Annotated in this window: 17 protein-coding genes; 3 read left to right on the plus strand and 14 right to left on the minus strand. The window is 71.5% G+C overall.

The window, feature by feature from the left end; all coding sequences use genetic code 11:
- Positions 1-12: 12 nt before the first annotated feature.
- The 6 genes from hemB to NLX94_RS35075 all read right to left on the minus strand — a co-directional run bounded on the left by hemB (position 13) and on the right by NLX94_RS35075 (position 6,952).
- A complete protein-coding gene (hemB, locus tag NLX94_RS35050) occupies positions 13-1,014 on the minus strand; it encodes a porphobilinogen synthase (protein ID WP_254387325.1) in 1,002 nt (333 codons plus the stop codon).
- Positions 1,015-1,159: 145 nt separating this feature from the next.
- Complete coding sequence (locus NLX94_RS35055) at positions 1,160-2,827, minus strand: bifunctional uroporphyrinogen-III C-methyltransferase/uroporphyrinogen-III synthase (RefSeq protein WP_254387326.1); 1,668 nt, start codon at positions 2,825-2,827, stop codon at positions 1,160-1,162.
- Positions 2,824-3,792 (minus strand): hydroxymethylbilane synthase, encoded by a 969-nt coding sequence (gene hemC / locus NLX94_RS35060; RefSeq protein WP_254387327.1) that lies wholly within the window; start codon positions 3,790-3,792, stop codon positions 2,824-2,826. Before hemC ends, NLX94_RS35055 begins: the two co-directional genes overlap by 4 nt.
- A complete protein-coding gene (locus NLX94_RS35065; RefSeq protein ID WP_254387328.1) occupies positions 3,789-5,585 on the minus strand; it encodes a glutamyl-tRNA reductase in 1,797 nt (598 codons plus the stop codon). The genes hemC and NLX94_RS35065 overlap by 4 nt, the downstream gene beginning before the upstream one ends.
- On the minus strand, positions 5,582-6,400 hold the full coding sequence (locus NLX94_RS35070) for a redox-sensing transcriptional repressor Rex (protein ID WP_254387329.1): 819 nt from the start codon (positions 6,398-6,400) through the stop codon (positions 5,582-5,584). Before NLX94_RS35070 ends, NLX94_RS35065 begins: the two co-directional genes overlap by 4 nt.
- Before the next feature lie 273 nt (positions 6,401-6,673).
- A complete protein-coding gene (locus NLX94_RS35075; RefSeq protein ID WP_250741030.1) occupies positions 6,674-6,952 on the minus strand; it encodes a glutaredoxin family protein in 279 nt (92 codons plus the stop codon).
- A 149-nt stretch (positions 6,953-7,101) separates the two neighbouring features.
- Here NLX94_RS35075 and NLX94_RS35080 point away from each other — a divergent pair, with 149 nt between their 5' ends.
- The 3 genes from NLX94_RS35080 to NLX94_RS35090 all read left to right on the plus strand — a co-directional run bounded on the left by NLX94_RS35080 (position 7,102) and on the right by NLX94_RS35090 (position 10,740).
- Positions 7,102-8,109, plus strand: coding sequence for an HAD family phosphatase (locus NLX94_RS35080; RefSeq protein WP_254387330.1), 1,008 nt, complete (start codon positions 7,102-7,104; stop codon positions 8,107-8,109).
- A gap of 361 nt (positions 8,110-8,470) precedes the next feature.
- Positions 8,471-9,289, plus strand: a complete 819-nt coding sequence (locus NLX94_RS35085) for an ECF subfamily RNA polymerase sigma factor, BldN family (protein ID WP_254387331.1) — start codon at positions 8,471-8,473, stop codon at positions 9,287-9,289.
- Between the two features lie 248 nt (positions 9,290-9,537).
- Positions 9,538-10,740: a DUF5667 domain-containing protein gene (locus NLX94_RS35090; RefSeq protein ID WP_254387332.1), complete on the plus strand. Its 1,203-nt coding sequence runs from the start codon at positions 9,538-9,540 to the stop codon at positions 10,738-10,740.
- Positions 10,741-10,895: 155 nt separating this feature from the next.
- Here NLX94_RS35090 and NLX94_RS35095 read toward each other — a convergent pair whose 3' ends face one another.
- The 8 genes from NLX94_RS35095 to NLX94_RS35130 all read right to left on the minus strand — a co-directional run bounded on the left by NLX94_RS35095 (position 10,896) and on the right by NLX94_RS35130 (position 17,713).
- A complete protein-coding gene (locus NLX94_RS35095) occupies positions 10,896-11,891 on the minus strand; it encodes a lysophospholipid acyltransferase family protein (protein WP_254387333.1) in 996 nt (331 codons plus the stop codon).
- Positions 11,891-12,997, minus strand: a complete 1,107-nt coding sequence (locus NLX94_RS35100) for an NAD-dependent epimerase/dehydratase family protein (RefSeq protein WP_254387334.1) — start codon at positions 12,995-12,997, stop codon at positions 11,891-11,893. The genes NLX94_RS35095 and NLX94_RS35100 overlap by 1 nt, the downstream gene beginning before the upstream one ends.
- A 101-nt stretch (positions 12,998-13,098) precedes the next feature.
- Positions 13,099-13,197 carry a 30S ribosomal protein bS22 gene (locus NLX94_RS35105; RefSeq protein ID WP_003948845.1) on the minus strand — a complete coding sequence of 33 codons (99 nt, stop codon included), beginning with the start codon at positions 13,195-13,197 and terminating at the stop codon, positions 13,099-13,101.
- A 142-nt stretch (positions 13,198-13,339) separates the two neighbouring features.
- A complete protein-coding gene (locus NLX94_RS35110; RefSeq protein ID WP_162688852.1) occupies positions 13,340-13,549 on the minus strand; it encodes a helix-turn-helix domain-containing protein in 210 nt (69 codons plus the stop codon).
- Positions 13,550-13,662: 113 nt separating this feature from the next.
- The gene (locus NLX94_RS35115; RefSeq protein WP_254387335.1) at positions 13,663-14,493 is read right to left on the minus strand and encodes a phosphatase; all 831 of its coding nucleotides are present in this window, start codon (positions 14,491-14,493) and stop codon (positions 13,663-13,665) included.
- Between the two features lie 87 nt (positions 14,494-14,580).
- Complete coding sequence (locus tag NLX94_RS35120; protein ID WP_254387348.1) at positions 14,581-15,732, minus strand: acetoin utilization protein AcuC; 1,152 nt, start codon at positions 15,730-15,732, stop codon at positions 14,581-14,583.
- Complete coding sequence (locus NLX94_RS35125; RefSeq protein ID WP_254387336.1) at positions 15,704-16,933, minus strand: MFS transporter; 1,230 nt, start codon at positions 16,931-16,933, stop codon at positions 15,704-15,706. Before NLX94_RS35125 ends, NLX94_RS35120 begins: the two co-directional genes overlap by 29 nt.
- Before the next feature lie 69 nt (positions 16,934-17,002).
- Positions 17,003-17,713, minus strand: coding sequence for an HAD family phosphatase (locus NLX94_RS35130; RefSeq protein ID WP_254387337.1), 711 nt, complete (start codon positions 17,711-17,713; stop codon positions 17,003-17,005).
- Between the last annotated feature and the right edge of the window lie 253 nt (positions 17,714-17,966).

The following is a 17,966-nucleotide window of genomic DNA, read 5'->3' on the forward strand; positions in this document are numbered from 1 at the left end:
AAGGGCCGCCGGCTACCGCTCCGCGCGCAGCAGCCGCGCGGCCTCCGTGGCCCAGTACGTCAGGATCGTGTCCGCACCCGCGCGCTTGATGCCGAGCAGGGTTTCCATGATCGCCCGCTCGCGCTCGATCCAGCCCTTCTCCGCCGCCGCCTCGACCATCGCGTACTCGCCGCTGATCTGGTACGCCGCCACCGGGACGTCCACCGCCTGCGCGACCCGGTAGAGGATGTCCAGGTAGGGCCCGGCCGGCTTGACCATCACCATGTCGGCGCCCTCCTCCAGGTCGAGGGCGAGCTCGCGCAGCGACTCACGGGCGTTCGCCGGGTCCTGCTGGTAGGTCTTGCGGTCGCCGCGGAGCGAGGAACCGACGGCTTCGCGGAAGGGCCCGTAGAAGGCGGAGGAGTACTTCGCCGTGTACGCCAGGATCGACACGTCCTCGTGCCCGGTCTCGTCCAGCGCGTCCCGGATGACGCCGACCTGGCCGTCCATCATCCCGCTCGGGCCGACCACGTGCGCGCCCGCGTCCGCCTGGACCTGCGCCATCTCGGCGTACCGCTCCAGGGTGGCGTCGTTGTCCACGCGCCCGTGCTCGTCGAGGACCCCGCAGTGACCGTGGTCGGTGAACTCGTCGAGGCACAGGTCGGACATGATGACCAGGTCGTCGCCGACCTCGGCCCGCACGTCGCGGAGCGCGACCTGCAGGATCCCGTCGGGCTCGGTGCCCGCCGTGCCCAGCGCGTCCTTGTTCTCGTCGGCCGGCACGCCGAAGAGCATGATCCCCGAGACCCCGGCCTCCACCGCCTCCACGGCGGCCTTCCGCAGCGTGTCCCGGGTGTGCTGGACCACGCCCGGCATCGCCGAGATCGCGACCGGCTCGCTGATGCCCTCCCGGACGAACGCCGGGAGGATCAGGTCCGAGGGGTGCAGCCGGTACTCCGCGACCATCCGCCGCATGGCCGGGGTGGTGCGGAGCCGGCGGGGCCGGGAGCCGGGGAAGGATCCGTACGCGCTCATCTTCAGTCGCCTCTTCGAGCATCGACAGCAGTCGGGACAAGCCTAGGGCCGCCCGCCCCCGTCCACGGCACGGCCCCGCACACGCCACAGGGCCCGGGTGCACACCGCACCCGGGCCCTGTCGCACAACACCTCTAAGCCGGACATCACGTCGTACGGCGCCTGCGCGCCCCCGGCCGCCGCTCGCTCGGCCGGTACACGCTCTCCCCGGCCTCCTTCGCGGCCTCGCGGCGCGCCGCACCGTACTCCGCCAGGGCCTCCGCCAGCTTGCTGACGCTCGGCTCCGGCGACAGCACGTCGACCCGGAGCCCGTGCTCCTCGGCCGTCTTGGCCGTGGCCGGGCCGATGCACGCGATGACGGTGACGTTGTGCGGCTTGCCGGCGATGCCGACGAGGTTGCGCACGGTGGAGGACGACGTGAAGAGAACGGCGTCGAAGCCGCCGCCCTTGATCGCCTCGCGCGTGTCCTGCGGCGGCGGCGAGGCGCGCACGGTCCGGTAGGCGGTGACGTCGTCGACCTCCCAGCCGAGCTCGATCAGCCCGGCGACCAGGGTCTCGGTGGCGATGTCGGCGCGCGGCAGGAAGACGCGGTCGATCGGGTCGAAGACCGGGTCGTACGGCGGCCAGTCCTCCAGCAGACCGGCGGCGGACTGCTCACCGCTGGGCACGAGGTCGGGCTTGACCCCGAACTCCACCAGCGCGGCGGCGGTCTGCTCGCCGACGGCGGCGACCTTGATCCCCGCGAAGGCACGGGCGTCGAGCCCGTACTCCTCGAACTTCTCGCGCACGGCCTTGACCGCGTTCACCGAGGTGAAGGCGATCCACTCGTAGCGCCCCGTCACGAGGCCCTTGACCGCCCGCTCCATCTGCTGCGGGGTGCGCGGCGGCTCCACGGCGATGGTCGGCACCTCGTGCGGCACGGCGCCGTACGAACGCAGCTGGTCGGAGAGCGAGGCTGCCTGCTCCTTGGTGCGCGGGACGAGCACGCGCCAGCCGAACAGCGGCTTCGACTCGAACCAGGACAGCTCCTCGCGGCGCGCGACGGCGCCGTGCTCCCCGACCACGGCTATGACGGGGCGGGCGCCCTCGGGCGAGGGGAGGATCTTGCCCTGCTTGAACACCTGCGCGATGGTCCCGAGGGTCGCGCTCCAGGTCCGCTGGCGGGTCGTCGTACCGGCCACGGTCACGGTGATCGGGGTGTCGGGCTTGCGCCCGGCGCCGATCAGCTCGGCCGCCGCCGCCGGGACGGTCTCCAGGGTCGCGGAGACGACGAGGACGCCGTCGCTGGCGCCCACCTCGCCCCAGCAGCGCGCGGAGGCGGTGCGCGCGTTCACGAAGCGCACGTCCGCACCCTGCCCGCCGGTCAGCGGAACACCGGCGTACGCGGGCACGCCGACGGCGGTCGCGACGCCGGGGACGACCTCGAAGGGGATGCCCCCGGTGGCGCAGGCGAGCATCTCCTCGGCCGCGTTCCCGTCGAGCCCGGGGTCCCCGGTGACGGCACGGACGACCCGCCTGCCGGAGCGCGCGGCCTCCATGACAAGATTGGCGGCATCCCGGATGACCGGGACTCCGGCGGCTGCTGACTTCTCGTCAGCAATCGTCAGCTGTGGCGTGTCCACCCCCGCGCGCGCATGCGTACGTACGACCTCGAGCACCTCGGGCTCCGCGATCAGTACGTCCGCGGCGGCCAGGGCCTCCACGGCGCGAAGCGTCAGCAGTCCCGGGTCGCCCGGGCCGGCACCGAGGAAGGTGACGTGCCCCTGGACCGCGACGGACGGAAACGCGGAGGTGGTTGGGCTTGTGGGGTTCAAAGCGACCGCTCCCCCATCAGACCGGCCGCGCCCTTGGCCAGCATCTCGTCCGCGAGTTCGCGGCCGAGCGCCATGGCCTCGTCGTACGACTGGGGCACGGGACCGGTGGTGGACAGCTGCACCAGCGTGGAACCGTCGAGGGTTCCCACGACTCCACGCAGGCGCATCTCATTGACAATCTGCCCGTCGGCCAGCAGGTCGGCGAGCGCACCCACGGGGGCGCTGCAGCCGGCCTCCAGGGCGCCGAGCAGGGCGCGTTCGGCGGTCACGGCGGCCCGGGTGTACGGGTCGTCGAGCTCGGCGAGCGCGGAGATCAGGTCCGTGTCGGACGCGAGGCACTCCACGGCCAGGGCACCCTGGCCGGGCGCGGGCAGCACGTGGTCGACGGAGATCAGGTCGGTGGCCTCGTCCCCGCGGCCGATCCGGTTGAGCCCGGCGGCGGCGAGTACGACCGCGTCGAGCTCACCGTCCCGCACGTACCCGATCCGGGTGTCGACGTTCCCGCGGATGGCGACGGTCTCGATGACCTTCCCCAGCGAGCGGGCGTACGCGTGCAGCTGCGACCGGCGCCGCGGCGAACCGGTGCCGACGCGGGCACCGTCGGGCAGCTGCTCGAAGGTCAGGCCGTCGCGAGCGACGAGCGCGTCGCGCGGGTCCTCGCGCGGCGGCATGGCCGCGATGACGAGGTCGTCGGGCTGCGTGGTGGGCAGGTCCTTCAGCGAGTGCACGGCGAAGTCGACCTCACCGCGTACGAGGGCCTCGCGCAGGGCGGTGACGAAGACGCCGGTGCCGCCGATCTGGGAGAGGCTCTCGCGGGACACGTCACCGTAGGTCGTGATCTCCACGAGCTCGACGGGCCGGCCGGTGATCGCCCGTACCGCCTCGGCGACATGCCCGGACTGGGACATGGCCAGCTTGCTGCGCCGCGTGCCGAGCCTCAGCGGCTGGTCGAGACGTGGATTCATGATGCCCGTCCTGAGTCGTGGTTCTTGTCAGCCTCGTCGGCCCGGCTGACGGAGGCCACCGTCTGCGGGTCGAGATCGAAGAGTTCGCGCAGCGCCTCGGCGTACCCGGCGCCGCCGGGCTCGCTCGCGAGCTGCTTGACGCGCACGGTCGGCGCGTGGAGGAGCTTGTCGACGACACGCCGAACGGTCTGAGTGACCTCAGCCCGCTGCCGCTCATCAAGGTCAGGAACTCGCCCGTCGAGCCGTGCCACTTCCATGGCGACGACCTCGGCGGCCATGGCGCGCAGGGCGACCACGGTCGGCGTGATGTGCGCGGCCCGCTGGGCGGCCCCGAACGCGGCCACCTCCGCGGCCACTATCGCGCGCACGGCGTCCACATCGGCAGCCATGGGCGCATCGGCGGAAGCTTCGGCCAGCGATTCAATATCAACCAGCCGCACCCCCGGAATCCGGTGCACGGCGGCATCAATGTCGCGCGGCATGGCGAGATCCAGCAGCGCGAGCCGCACGGGCTGCGCGTCGGCCTGCGTACGGGCCTTGCGCGGCTGCTGCTGCCGCTGCGCGGCGGCCTCGCCCTGATCGGCCCAGGCCCCGTGCAGCTCCAGCGACCCGGCATCCACCCCGGCCAGCGCGGCCCGCCCATCGGCGGTCCGCCCCGGATCGGAAGCCAGCGCGTCGAGCCCCACGGGACACCCGTCCCGCTCCTCGACGACCACCTTGCTCCGCACGGCCCCGGCATCGGCAATCCGCCGCCCGTCGGCCGCCAGCACGGCAAGCCGCGCAACGAGCTCGGCGTCGACGAAATCCAGCCCCGCCGCGACCTGACGCGCAGCGCCGGGCTCAGCCGAATCCAGCCCCGCCGGCGTTTGAGGCGCGGGGTCTGGGGCGGAGCCCCAGGGGGTCCGGGCGGAGCCCGGGGAACGGTGGAAGGGCGGGTAGGGGACAGCCCCCGCAGGGCCCCCCTCCACGGCCGCAGCCACGTCGTCCCCGGTCAGCACCAAGCCAGTGGCCCCCGTGCACGACACGACGACATCCACCCGAGCCAGCTCATCCGCGACACCGGACATCGCAATGGCCGAGGCCGCAACCCCGGTGCCCGAGGCAACCAGAATCTCGGCCAACCGCTCCGCCCGCTCGGCGGTCCGGTTCGCCACGACAACCTCGGCAACCCCGACCCGCGCAAGCGTCGCCGCCGCCAGCGAGGACATCGACCCGGCCCCGATGACGAGCGCCCGCTTCCCCGCGGCCCACTCCTCCACGGGAACGTGCACCGCGAGCTGCTCCAGCCCGAAGGTCACCAGCGATTGCCCCGCCCGGTCGATCCCGGTCTCGGAGTGCGCCCGCTTGCCGACCCTCAGCGCCTGCTGAAACAGATCGTTGATCAACCGCCCCGCGGTGTGGAGCTCCTGCCCCAGCGCCAGCGCGTCCTTGATCTGCCCGAGGATCTGCCCCTCACCGACGACCATCGAGTCCAGCCCGCACGCCACCGAAAAGAGATGGTGAACGGCCCGGTCCTCGTAGTGCACGTACAGATAAGGAGTGAGCTCCTCCAGCGCGACACCACTGTGCTGCGCCAGCAGCGTCGACAGTTCGGCGACGCCCGCGTGGAACTTGTCCACGTCCGCGTACAGCTCGATCCGGTTGCAGGTGGCGAGCACCGCCGCCTCCGCCGCCGGCTCCGCGGCGAGCGTGTCGTGCAGCAGCTTGACCTTGGCATCGGCGGCCAGCGAGGCACGCTCCAGCACGCTGACGGGCGCACTGCGATGGCTCAGCCCTACGACGAGCAGACTCATGCCGGCATCACCGCCGGAACATCACCCTCGGGGCCTCCCTTGCGCGCCACAGCAGCAGCGCGCCCGGCGGGCGGCACGACGGCGGCGGCCGGAGCCGCACCGGTGCCGGTGCCCGCGGCGGGGCCACCGGCGGCAGCGGCGGCGGCCGCTTCCTCGCCGGCCTTGCGCTGCTCGTGGAAGGCCAGGATCTGGAGCTCGATCGACAGGTCGACCTTGCGCACGTCGACGCCCTCGGGCACGGACAGCACGGTGGGCGCGAAGTTCAGAATGGAGGTGACCCCAGCGGCGATCAGCCGCTCGCTCACCTGCTGCGCGGCCCCCGCCGGGGTCGCGATGACCCCGATCGAGACGCCGTTCTCCTCGATGATCTTCTCGAGTTCATCGGTGTGCTGTACGGGCATCCCCGCCACCGGCTTGCCGGCCATGGCCGGGTCGGCGTCGATGAGCGCCGCCACGCGGAAGCCGCGCGACGCGAAACCGCCGTAGTTGGCCAGGGCGGCGCCGAGGTTACCGATGCCGACGATGACGACCGGCCAGTCCTGGGTCAGCCCGAGCTCGCGGGAGATCTGGTAGACGAGGTACTCCACGTCGTAACCGACCCCGCGGGTCCCGTAGGAGCCGAGGTAGGAGAAGTCCTTGCGGAGCTTCGCGGAGTTGACTCCGGCGGCCGCGGCCAGCTCCTCGGAGGACACCGTGGGCACCGATCGCTCGGAGAGCGCGGTGAGGGCGCGCAAGTACAGCGGAAGCCGGGCGACAGTGGCCTCGGGAATACCTCGGCTGCGGGTCGCCGGTCGGTGAGTTCGGCCAGTTGCCACGATGCTCCTGCGGGATGAGCGGGGCTGCAGGTGGCCACTTGTCCCAGGACCACCCCGTCGAATGCAGGCTATGTCTTTGTGAACGCGTGCACAAAGATTGTGTCCGCTTTGTCCGAGCAAAGTGACCGGGGTCACGCGCCTTGGGCGTATGGACCGGGAACCGGCGACACGCCGAACCCGTTCAATTCCCGAAGGGGGCAAAACGGTACACACTCCTCACCAATACGCCCCCGAGACCCCATAAATCGCCCATGATGGTAACCGCCTTGGGGCTCAAGCCTGCAATGCCCGTCGAAGCCGGTCGGGGTTCACCCTCCAGAAGGTGTGCTGCTCACCGTCCACGAGCACGACCGGAATCTGCTCCCAGTGCAGGCGGTACAACTCCTCGTCCTGGGAAATGTCCTTCTTCTCCCACTGTGCTCCCGTCTCGGCACAGACCTTCTCGACCACTTCCTGGGCGTCATCACAGAGATGGCACCCCGGCTTCCCGATGAGCGTGACCAACCGCTCCTCCGGACGCTTCTTTTCGGCACGGCGCAGCAAAGGACTCATGCACCCATTCTCCCGCGCCCGCACCGTGACCGGCCCGCGTCCACACCATGACCGGCCCGCGCCTGCAGCGCGACCGGCCGACCGAAGAGTTCACACACCCGATTCCCATCGGTTCGGGAAGTCCCGAACACAGTGGCTATGCTCGCGTCATGGCCGCTCTGGGATGGCTCACCCCCCGTAGGCGCTCCGCCACCGCGCGGAGCGTGCTGGCAGGCGAGGCCTCGGCCGAGGCCGCCCGCAAGACCGCGCTGGCCGACGAGGCGCCGGGCGGGCCGGACTTCACCACGACCGCCGAAGCGGAACGCGCCGCGGCGGCGGAGCCCGAGGCTCCGCAGGAGCCCGAAGCCCCCGCCGAGGCCGAGGAGCCGGAGTTCCCCGTCGCCGGCGACGACCTGGCCGCCGCCTTCTTCGACCTCGACAACACCGTCATGCAGGGCGCCGCGATCTTCCACTTCGGCCGCGGCCTCTACAAGCGGGAGTTCTTCCGCCGCCGCGAGCTCGCCCGCTTCGCCTGGCAGCAGGCCTGGTTCCGGCTCGCCGGGGTCGAGGACCCCGAGCACATGCAGGACGCCCGCGACAGCGCACTGTCCATCGTCAAGGGACACAAGGTCTCCGAGCTGATGTCCATCGGCGAGGAGATCTACGACGAGTACATGGCGGAGCGCATCTGGCCGGGCACCCGCGCCCTGGCCCAGGCCCACCTCGACGCCGGCCAGAAGGTCTGGCTCGTCACGGCCGCCCCCGTCGAGACCGCCACGATCATCGCCCGCCGGCTCGGCCTGACCGGAGCCCTCGGCACCGTCGCCGAGTCCGTGGACGGCGTCTACACCGGCCGGCTGGTCGGCGAGCCCCTGCACGGCCCCGCCAAGGCGGAGGCGGTGCGCGCCCTGGCCGCCGCCGAGGGGCTGGACCTCGCGCGCTGCGCGGCGTACAGCGATTCGCACAACGACATTCCGATGCTGTCCCTGGTCGGACATCCGTACGCGATCAATCCCGACACAAAACTGCGCAAGCATGCCCGCTCCCAGGACTGGCGCCTGCGCGACTATCGGACCGGCCGCAAGGCCGTGAAGATCGGCGTCCCGGCCGCCGCGGGCGTCGGCGCGATCGCGGGCGGCACGGCCGCGGCGATCGCCCTGCACCGCCGCCGCAAGTAGCGCCTACGGGGCCCTGCCCGGCCTCCCGCCCCACAGCGCCCGGCGCCTTCCCCCGCCCGGGGCATTCGCTCACCTCTACCCGCGCCCGCGGCGCGGCACTCCGCCCTGCCCCACTCGGTCGCGAGCCACCGTGGAAGCAGGCATTCCGCGCACCCAACTGATCAAGAATCGATCACCATCCGTGCCTGAATATGCCCTCGACACGCAACAGAAGTGTCGTAACCGGTGATTTGAGCAACTGGGTGTAGCACTGCCTGTACGAAGCGTTATTCTCCTCAAACGCATGCCACCGCCATCTGTCGCCACGACGGGTGAACGGTCCCGCACTGCACGTGATGGAAGCTCTGCCTCTGGGAGTCCCGTGTACCCACCTGTCGGGGTTGACGCCTCGGGCCTGGCTACGCTGCGCGCAACGGTCCTCGACCAGCTGCGCGGCTTCGTCCCCACCGCGTACACCGTCCCCGCATTCGCCACCGCGGTCCCCGCCGGACTCGGCCCGGCCGGTCCTTGCTATGCCCTGACCGACGGCGGAGCGACGGTGGGCAGACGCGGTCGTGCCGGCGGCTCCTCCGCCGGGGGCGCCGCCGCCGGGACCACCGCGCCCGCCGCCCGCCGCCCCACCGCGGACAGCGACCAGGCCCGCATGATGGACCTGGTCGAACGCGCCCAGGCCGGCGAGGCCGAGGCCTTCGGCCGCCTGTACGACCAGTACAGCGACACCGTCTACCGCTACATCTATTACCGCGTCGGCGGCAAGGCGACCGCGGAGGATCTCACCAGCGAGACCTTCCTGCGCGCGCTGCGCCGCATCTCCACCTTCACCTGGCAGGGCCGCGACTTCGGCGCCTGGCTCGTGACGATCGCCCGCAACCTGGTCGCCGACCACTTCAAGTCGAGCCGCTTCCGCCTGGAGGTCACCACAGGCGAAATGCTCGACGCCAACGAGGTGGAACGGTCCCCCGAGGACTCCGTCCTGGAGTCCCTCTCCAACGCGGCCCTGCTGGAAGCCGTACGGAAACTCAATCCGCAGCAGCAGGAGTGCGTGACCCTGCGCTTCCTGCAGGGCCTCTCGGTCGCCGAGACGGCCAGGGTGATGGGAAAGAACGAGGGCGCCATCAAGACCCTCCAGTACCGGGCGGTCCGCACCCTGGCCCGCCTCCTCCCGGACGACGCCCGCTGACACCGCCCTCCTCTCACATTTCGGTACCCCTCCCTGATGACCTTGATGACACCGAATCCGACGACGCTGTGGTCCGATCATCCTTCGTCCGTAACCCAAGTGCCGCGCCGCTCGTTGTGGGGAATGCAGGCTCCCTGTGGACAAGCCCTGCCTGAAGCCGCTCACTCGAAAGTGTGGATGTGCTCAAGGAAGGCAACCTTCCGGACACCTTGGGGAGTCGATCGTCATGACGAGAGGAGGTGCCGCCAGTGATCGCGAACGTGACTCCGCACCGGCGGGCGAACGCCTTCGCCCAGGCCCTGGAGGAGCGGACCCCGTCCGACCTTTCGGAACCGGACCCGGCGGCCGAGCAGTCCGAGGCACCTGCCGAACCTGCCGACCACGACCGGTTGTTGGCCCTGGCGAGCGTGCTCGGCGAAAGAATGCCGCGCCCGGTGCTGGACCCCGAGGTCAAAGTGGTGCAACGAGCCCAGCTCATTGCCGCCATGGAAGCCAAGGTGATGGAAGAGAGGGCCGGAGGCGGCGTGGCCGCCGACCCTCAACTGCCCGAACAGCGGACCGGCCGCGGCGCCCACCGGGCGACCTCGCTCCGGAAATTGCGGCCCCGCTCCCGCTGGTCCAAGGGCATCGCGGCAGGCGGACTCACCGTAGGTGTGGCCGCGGGGGCCTTCAGCGGAGTGGCCGCTGCCAGCACGGACGCCCTGCCGGGTGACCATCTGTACCCCGTGAAGCGGGGCATGGAGGACATCCGGCTCGGGATGGCCGACGACGATTCGGACCGGGGCGAGCTCTATCTCGACCAGGCCTCCAGCCGTCTGTCGGAAGCCCGCCGGCTCATGGAGCGCGGCCGTCTCGGCCCGCTCGACCACGAGTCCCTCGGCGACATCCGCCGGGCCCTCGCGGGCATGAAGCACGACGCCGCGGAGGGCCACCGGCTGCTCCAGGCCGCCTACGAACGGGACGGCTCGCTCGGCCCGATCCAGGCGCTGTCCTCGTTCTCCCGCTCGCACCGGGACGCGTGGGCCAAGCTCCGGGGGAACCTCCCGGCGCAGCTCACGGACGTGGGCGGTGAAGTGGAGTCGGTCTTCCAGGCCATAGACCAAGACGTGGCGCCGCTGCAGAACCTGCTCCCGAAGCCTCCGGAACAGACCCGCGGCTCCGGCCCCTCCACGAAGCCGAGCACCCCGGCGGGCAAGCAGCAGGCGACGCCCCCCGCGGGCACCCCGTCCGCGGCCCCCGCGCCGTCGGCCTCGGGTGCCCCGAAGACCCCGCCCCCGGGCGGCGGCGGTCTGCTGGGCGGCACGGGCAACCTCCTGAACCCGCCCTCGGGCGAGTCCACCCCGTCCGAGTCCGCCCCCGCCCCGACCCCCGCCCACCCGGACATCACCCTCCCGCCCCTCCTCCCCGGCCTGCTCCCAGGCCTGGGCATCAAGGCGGAGGACGCCGAGTAGCACCACGAAAAAGGCCGTAGGGGCTGGATACGATCCAGCCCCTACGGCGTTTCGTCATGCCCAGGGGCGCCACGTACGAACTGCCGCCGGCCCAATCCAGCCCCTCCGGCGTTTGAGGAGCGGGGGTCCGGGGGCTGGCCCCCGGCAACGGCGCGTCAGAAGAACACGGACCTCCGCTGCACCAGCAGCTTGTACAGCGTGTGCTGGATCTGCTCCCGCACCTGATCCGTCAGGTTGAACATCAGCATCGGATCCTCGGCAGCCTCCGCCGCATAACCCTCGGTGGAGATCGGCTCCCCGAACTGGATCGTCCACTTCGTCGGCAGCGGCACCGCCCCCAGCGGCCCGAGCAGCGGAAACGTCGGCGTGATCGGGAAGTACGGGATCCCCAGCAGCCGCGCCAGCGTCTTCGAGTTCCCGATCATGGGGTAGATCTCCTCCGCCCCCACGATCGAGCAGGGCACGATCGGCGTCCCCGCCCGCAGCGCGGTCGACACGAAGCCGCCCCGCCCGAACCGCTGGAGCTTGTACCGGTCCCCGAACGGCTTCCCTATCCCCTTGAAGCCCTCGGGCATCACGCCCACCAGCTCCCCGGCCTCCAGCAGCCGCTGCGCGTCCTCCGCGCACGCCAGCGTGTGCCCGGCCTTGCGGGCCAGCTCGTTCACCACGGGCAGCATGAACACCAGGTCCGCCGCCAGCAGCCGCAGGTGCCGCTGCGCCGGGTGCTGGTCGTGCACGGCGACCTGGAGCATCAGGCCGTCCAGCGGCAGGGTCCCGGAGTGGTTCGCCACGATCAGCGCGCCGCCCTCCTTCGGGATGTTCTCGATGCCCCTGACCTCGACCCGGAAGTACTTGTCGTACAGCGGCCGCATCAGGGACATCAGGACCTGGTCCGTCAGCTCCTTGTCGTAGCCGAAGTCGTCGACCTCGTACTCCCCGGTGATCCGGCGCCGCAGGAACGCCAGCCCGCCCGCGATCCGCCGGTCCCAGCCGCCGCCCGCCGCGTCCGGCCCGGGCTCCGGTACGACCTCCACCAACGGCTCCGGCCCGGCCGGCTCCGGCGCCTCCGGCGCGATCCGTACCCGCCGGGCGGGCGAGGACCGCCGTCGCGGCCTGTCCTCGTCGAACGGAATGACCTTGGCGTCCGCCACTATCGCTTCGCTCCCTCAGTCACGGGCCCCGCACTCGCCCCGCGGCCCACGGTCCCCTCGGTGTCCACCATGTCCACGTCCAGCATCCCGGCCACCCGGTCCACCGCCCGCGCCACGCGCTCCGGCGGCAGCAGCCCGCCGCCCCGGCTCCGCGTGAAGTCGGCGAAGGTCTCGGCGGTCGTATACATCGGCTCGAATCCCAGCACCTCGCGCATCCGCGTGGTCTCCACGACCCGCCCGTGCGTGAGGAGCCTTATCTGCTCGGGCGAGAAGTCCGTCGCCCCGACCGCCCGCAGCGCGGCGCCCACCCAGGTCACCGCGGGCAGCAGCAGCGGGACCGTCGGCCGTCCGAGCCGGCGCGCGCACTGCGACAGCAGCAGCACCCCGTCGCCGGCGATGTTGAAGGTCCCGCTGAGCCCGCCGGGCCCGCTGGTCTGCGAGGCCAGCCGCAGCACGTCCAGGACGTCGTCCTCGTGGACGAACTGCAGCCGCGGGTCGTAGCCCAGCACGGTCGGGATCAGCGGCATCGAGAAGTACTCGGCGAGCGCGGAGTCGGCGAAGGGCCCGAGGATGTTCGCGAACCGCAGCACGCACACCGCGACGTCGGGCCGCCTGCGCGCGAAGCCCCGTACGTACCCCTCGACCTCGGAGGCGTCCTTGGCGAAGCCCGCGGAGGGCAGCGACTTGGGCTGCGTGGTCTCGGTGAAGACGGCCGGATCCCGCGAGGTGCCCCCGTACACACTGGTACTGGACTTCACCACGAGCCGCCGGACCGTCGGGGACTTCTGGCAGGCTCCCAGGAGCTGCATCGTCCCGATGACGTTGGTCTCCTTGACGGTGCTGTACGAGGCGGAGCCCGCGCCCGCCGCCGCTCCGCCGGTGACCGCGAGGTGCACCACCGTGTCCACGGCGTTCTCGGCCAGCACCCGGGCGATGGCCGACTGCCTGATGTCCGCACGGACGAACTCGGCCGAACCGAGCGTGTGCGGCGGGGTCACCGCGTCGACCGCGATCACCCGATCGACCTCGGGGTCCCGCTGGATCCGCCGCACGAAGCGGCCCCCCAGCTGCCGGGCAGCCCCGGTGACCAGCACGACCTTCCCCACGAGCTCAGCGCCTCCCTAGATCGGAACAACCGTCCCCGGCTGCACCGCAGCCCCCCCACCAGAATGGTGAGGGGGCTGCGGAGAACACGTACAGCTACCGTTTACTTCTTGTTACGGCGCTGGACGCGGGTGCGCTTGAGCAGCTTGCGGTGCTTCTTCTTAGCCATCCGCTTGCGCCGCTTCTTGATAACAGAGCCCACGACTACCCTCGCTCACTTCTCTTCATTCGGTGCGGGGCGTCGGGGCCCACACGACCTACGTCGGCCTAGCCTACCCGCCCGAGCTCTGAGCTTGTAATCCGAGTGCCCCCGAGGGGTCATCGTGCGCTCCCGGCCCTTGCCCTCAGGCCGATTCCACCCCCACGAAGGACTCGCGGAGGTACTCGTGCACCGCGTTTTCGGGGACCCGGAAGGACCGACCCACCCGGATTGCGGGCAGATGTCCGTTGTGCACCAAGCGGTACACGGTCATCTTCGACACTCGCATCACCGAGGCGACCTCCGCCACGGTCAGGAACTGAACCTCACTGAGAGGCCTCTCGCCAGCAGCCATGACACACCTGACCTTCCGCGCATGACGGGCACCGGCTTCCCCTCCGGTTACGCCCCGTCGTCGCACGCTCACTCACCAGAGTAGGGGCGTGTGATACGAGTGGGGAAGAGGAGCTACGTCCACTCCTGCCGAACCGACAGACTCGCCCGATTGAGTACATAGCGAGTGAGCGGTCGGTAGTAGTCCGCGCGCACCGCGTCATCAAGCGGAACCGCCACCGACACCCGCCCCTCGGCCTCCCCCACGAACAGCGCGGGATCATCGGTGTCGGCCAGCCCGATCGCCTCCACACCGAGCTGACCTGCACCGCAGACCCACCCGTGATCCCCGACCACCAGCTCCGGCAGCGGCCCGCCGGCCTCCGCCAGCGCCCCGAGCGCGATCCGAACCGGCAGCGGTGAATGGGAGTGCGCGCCGGTGTCACCGCCGTCCGGCCGCACGCCCTCTTCCCGCACCAGTGCGACCCCCCGTACGTAATCGATGCGGTGCCTGCGTACGCCGAACCGGGTCTGCATGTCGACGGCCACCCCCCGCGCCGGAGTGAGGACATCACATCCCGCCGCCGACAGGGCCCCCGCCAAACCGGCGTAGAACCCCAGGAGCCTGTGCGGGTGACCGGTCCCGAACAGCACCGGCGCCCGCGCCCCCGCCACCGCCCGCAGCCGCCCGGCGAAGGCCTCCAGCCCCGCCACCGTCAGCTCCGGATCGATCACGTCCGGCCCGCTGACGTGCGCCGGGTCCGCCGAGACCCCGCACTTCTGCGCCATCAGCCGCAGCAGGTCACCCTCGCCCCACCCCCACTCGGGATCGAGCCCCAGCAGCACCCGCGGATCCCGCGCCGCGAACAGCCGGTAACTGCGCAGGCTTTCCTCCCGCGAGGTCGCGACGGGCCCGGCAAGACGGGCGGCCAGCAGATGCGCACGCAACGCGCCGGTACTCAACACCCTCCCGATGCTCCCGCACCCGACCTGACGGATCACCAGTTCCGGCCATTCCCGCACCTGTTGGCCCAACCGAAGGCCCCGCAGGGCTCAGGCCAGCAGCCCCCGCAGGGGGAACACCGCCCGCCGGGTGGCGAGTACGGCCTGGTCGATCCGATCGGCAGGGTCGTAACCCCCCTCCCAGTCCCGCCAGTCCGGCACCCGCCCGTCCGTCATCCGCCCCGGCGCCAGCTCCCGCGTCCGCGCATACACCGCATCCCGCCAGGACCCCGGCACAGCCGTCTCCGGCGGAATCGGCCGATGCCCGGCAATGCCCACCAGGTGCGTCCACGACCGCGGCACGACATCGACCACGGCATACCCGCCCCCGCCGAGCGCCAGCCACCGCCCGTCCGCCCCACAGGAGTGCGCCAGCTCATGGCACGCCTCCATCACCGCCCGCTGCGCGTCCAGCGACACCGCCAGGTGCGCGAGCGGATCCTCGAAGTGCGTGTCCGCCCCGTGCTGCGTCACCAGCACCTGCGGCCCGAACTCCTCCAGCAGCTCCGGCACCACCGCGTGGAAGGCCCGCAGCCACCCCTCGTCCCCCGTCCCGGCGGGCAGCGCGATGTTCACCGCCGAGCCCTCCGCCGCCGGCCCGCCCGTCTCCTCCGGCCAGCCCGTCTGCGGGAACAGCGTCCGCGGGTGCTCGTGCAGCGAGATCGTCAGCACCCGCGGATCGTCCCAGAAGGCCGCCTGCACACCGTCCCCGTGGTGCACGTCCACGTCCACGTAGGCGACCCGCTCGGCCCCCAGCTCCAGCAGCCGCGCGATCGCCAGCGCCGCGTCGTTGTACACGCAGAACCCGGCCGCCCCGCCCGGCATCGCGTGGTGCAGCCCGCCGGCGAAGTTCACGGCGTGCTCGGCCTCCCCGCGCCAGACCGCCTCGGCCGCCGCCACCGACTGCCCGGCGATCAGCGCGGACGCCTCGTGCATCCCGTGGAACGCCGGATCGTCCGCCGTCCCCAGCCCGTACGAACCGTCGGCGACCCCGGGGTCCGCGGACACCTCGCGCACGGCCGCCACGTAGTCCTCCCGGTGGACCAGCCGCAGCGTCGACTCCCCGGCCGGCCGGCCCGCCCGTACCTCCAGCTCCCGGTCGAGCCCGAAGGCCCGTACCAGGCCCATGGTCAGCTCCAGGCGCACCGGGTCCATCGGATGGCCCGGCCCGAAGTCATACTTCGTTACCGCCTCGTCCCACATCAACAGCCCGGTCACCGGTTCGCCGCTCATGCCCGACACCGTATCGGGCGGGCTCCTGACCGAACGAGCGGGCGTAGAAGAGTGTGACGAGGACGAGCACCATCGGCACGAGCATCGCCCCGCGGTAGCTCCAGGCGTCCCCGAGCCCGCCCACGAGCGGCGCCCCGATGAGGAAACCCACGTAGTTGAAGATGTTCAGCCGCGCGATCGCCGTGTCGGAGGATCCCGGGAACAGCCGCCCCGCGGCGGCGAAGGTCTGCGGCACGATCACGCACAGCCCGAACCCCAGCAGCGTGAAGCCGGCCATCCCCGCCCAGGGCCCGGGCGCCGCCGCGACCACGGCGAACCCGCCCGCCGCGACGACCGTCCCGATCCGTACGACGGCCACGGCCCCGAAGCGCCGCACCCCGAGGTCGCCCACGGCCCGCCCGAGCAGGGTGGTCACCATGTAGACGTTGTAGGGGACGGTGGCCAGCGACTCCGAGCTCCCCAGCACGTCCTGGAGGTACTTGGCGCTCCAGTTGGAGACCGTCGAGTCCCCGATGTACGCACACGCCATCACCAGGCACAGCGGCAGCAGCAGCTTGAAGCCGCCCGGCCCGAGCCCCTTGGCCCCGGCCGCGCCGGCCTGGCCGCCCTCCTGGTCCACGTAGGAGCGGCTGGCGAGCAGCGCGAGCGGCAGCAGGACCACCACGGCCGGCAGATAGGAACTGAACAGCGAGAGGTGCCAGTGCGCCCCCGCCCACGCGGCGGAGGCGCCCAGGATCCCGCCGAGGCTGTACGAGGCGTGGAACCCGAGCATGATGCTGCGCCCGTAAGCCCCCTGCAGGCTCACCCCGAGCATGTTCATGGAGGCGTCGAGCGCTCCCACGAACAGTCCGAACGCCCCGAGCGCCAGCGCCACGTGCCACATCTCGCTGCCGGCGCCGACCCCGAGCAGCGAGAGCAGCACGAGCGGCTGCGCCCAGCGCAGTACGGTGCTGGGCGCGACCCGCTTCACCAGGTGCTCGGTGACCACGCTGGACACACCGGCGAGGATCGGCACGGCGGCCAGGAAGACGGGCAGCAGGCCGTCGGATATCCCGTACCGGTCCTGAATGGCGGGGATCCGCGTCACGAGGAGCGCGAAGGCCACGCCCTGCACGAAGAAGCTGAACCCCAACGCCCCGCGCCCACGGCGCAGCCGCACGTCTGCTGTCATGGCGGCACAGCGTAGGCGCCGGACCTACCGGCGGGTAGAGCGATCACATAACGATGGGAAAAGATTGGGTCAGTGCGAGAACCCGCCACCGTATCCGCTGTAGCCGGACCCCGATCCGGACCCGGCGTCCTCGGCCAGTCCCAGCAACCCTGCCAGCTGGTTCATGTCGCCGAAGTACCCGGTGGCGCCGGGCAGCCGGTCGGCCGGCACCATCGCCGTGTACCCCAGCACGTCCATCCCCGCGGCCAGCGCGGCCTGGACACCCAGCGGACTGTCCTCGACGACCACGCACCGGCCGGGCGCCACGCCCATCTGGTCCGCGGCGTGCAGGAACAGATCGGGGGCGGGCTTCCCCTTCCCCACGTCCTCCGAGCTGAAGATCCACTCCTCCTCGAACCATTCGTCGAGCCGCGCCGCCCGGTGCCCGACCCTGATCCGCTCGTGGCTCCCGGAGGACGCGAGACAGTACGCGGTCCCGCTCTCGACCAGAGCCGCCAGCACCCCCTCGACCCCGGGCACGGGCTTGAGCTCCCGCTCGAAGGCGGCGAACGTACGGGCGTGCAGCGTGCTGTCGAAGTCCGCCGGCAGCGCCTGCCCGGTCCGCTCCCGCACGAGGTCGTGGACCCGGTGGACCGCGGCCCCCATGTAGTCGCGGAGCGACTCCTCGTACGAGGTCGGGTGCCCCAGCTCGGTCAGGTACCCGGCGAGGATGCTGTTGGCGAGCGGCTCACTGTCCACCAGCACGCCGTCGTTGTCGAAGATGACGAGGTCGTAGCCCATGCGACAACCCTACGAGCCGTCAGTGCCAATCCATCCGGACCCCATGCCGGGCATCCGCAGGACATCCAAAAGATCCGTGGATCCTCCAGGTGGCGCAACGGGCCGACCCGCCATCCGTCCGGGCCGCGGGTTCGGCCCCTAAACGCAGAAAAGCCCCGCACCGAACCCAAAAGGGCTGGTGCGGGGCTTTCCCACAATGATTGTTCGGCGGCGTCCTACTCTCCCACAGGGTCCCCCCTGCAGTACCATCGGC

Origin of the sequence: Streptomyces sp. TBY4 (genome assembly GCF_024213195.1) — a bacterium.
Taxonomy (GTDB): Bacteria; Actinomycetota; Actinomycetes; order Streptomycetales; family Streptomycetaceae; genus Streptomyces.

What these genes read in the sequence shown, in the direction of transcription:
- NLX94_RS35130 (WP_254387337.1), bottom strand. Translation starts at nt 17,713, where the DNA reads ATGGGCTACGACCTCGTCATCTTCGACAACGACGGCGTGCTGGTGGAC.
- NLX94_RS35120 (WP_254387348.1), bottom strand. Translation starts at nt 15,732, where the DNA reads ATGTGGGACGAGGCGGTAACGAAGTATGACTTCGGGCCGGGCCATCCG.
- hemC (WP_254387327.1), bottom strand. Translation starts at nt 3,792, where the DNA reads ATGAATCCACGTCTCGACCAGCCGCTGAGGCTCGGCACGCGGCGCAGC.
- hemB (WP_254387325.1), bottom strand. Translation starts at nt 1,014, where the DNA reads ATGAGCGCGTACGGATCCTTCCCCGGCTCCCGGCCCCGCCGGCTCCGC.
- NLX94_RS35080 (WP_254387330.1), top strand. Translation starts at nt 7,102, where the DNA reads ATGGCCGCTCTGGGATGGCTCACCCCCCGTAGGCGCTCCGCCACCGCG.
- NLX94_RS35065 (WP_254387328.1), bottom strand. Translation starts at nt 5,585, where the DNA reads ATGAGTCTGCTCGTCGTAGGGCTGAGCCATCGCAGTGCGCCCGTCAGC.
- NLX94_RS35125 (WP_254387336.1), bottom strand. Translation starts at nt 16,933, where the DNA reads ATGACAGCAGACGTGCGGCTGCGCCGTGGGCGCGGGGCGTTGGGGTTC.
- NLX94_RS35075 (WP_250741030.1), bottom strand. Translation starts at nt 6,952, where the DNA reads ATGAGTCCTTTGCTGCGCCGTGCCGAAAAGAAGCGTCCGGAGGAGCGG.
- NLX94_RS35110 (WP_162688852.1), bottom strand. Translation starts at nt 13,549, where the DNA reads ATGGCTGCTGGCGAGAGGCCTCTCAGTGAGGTTCAGTTCCTGACCGTG.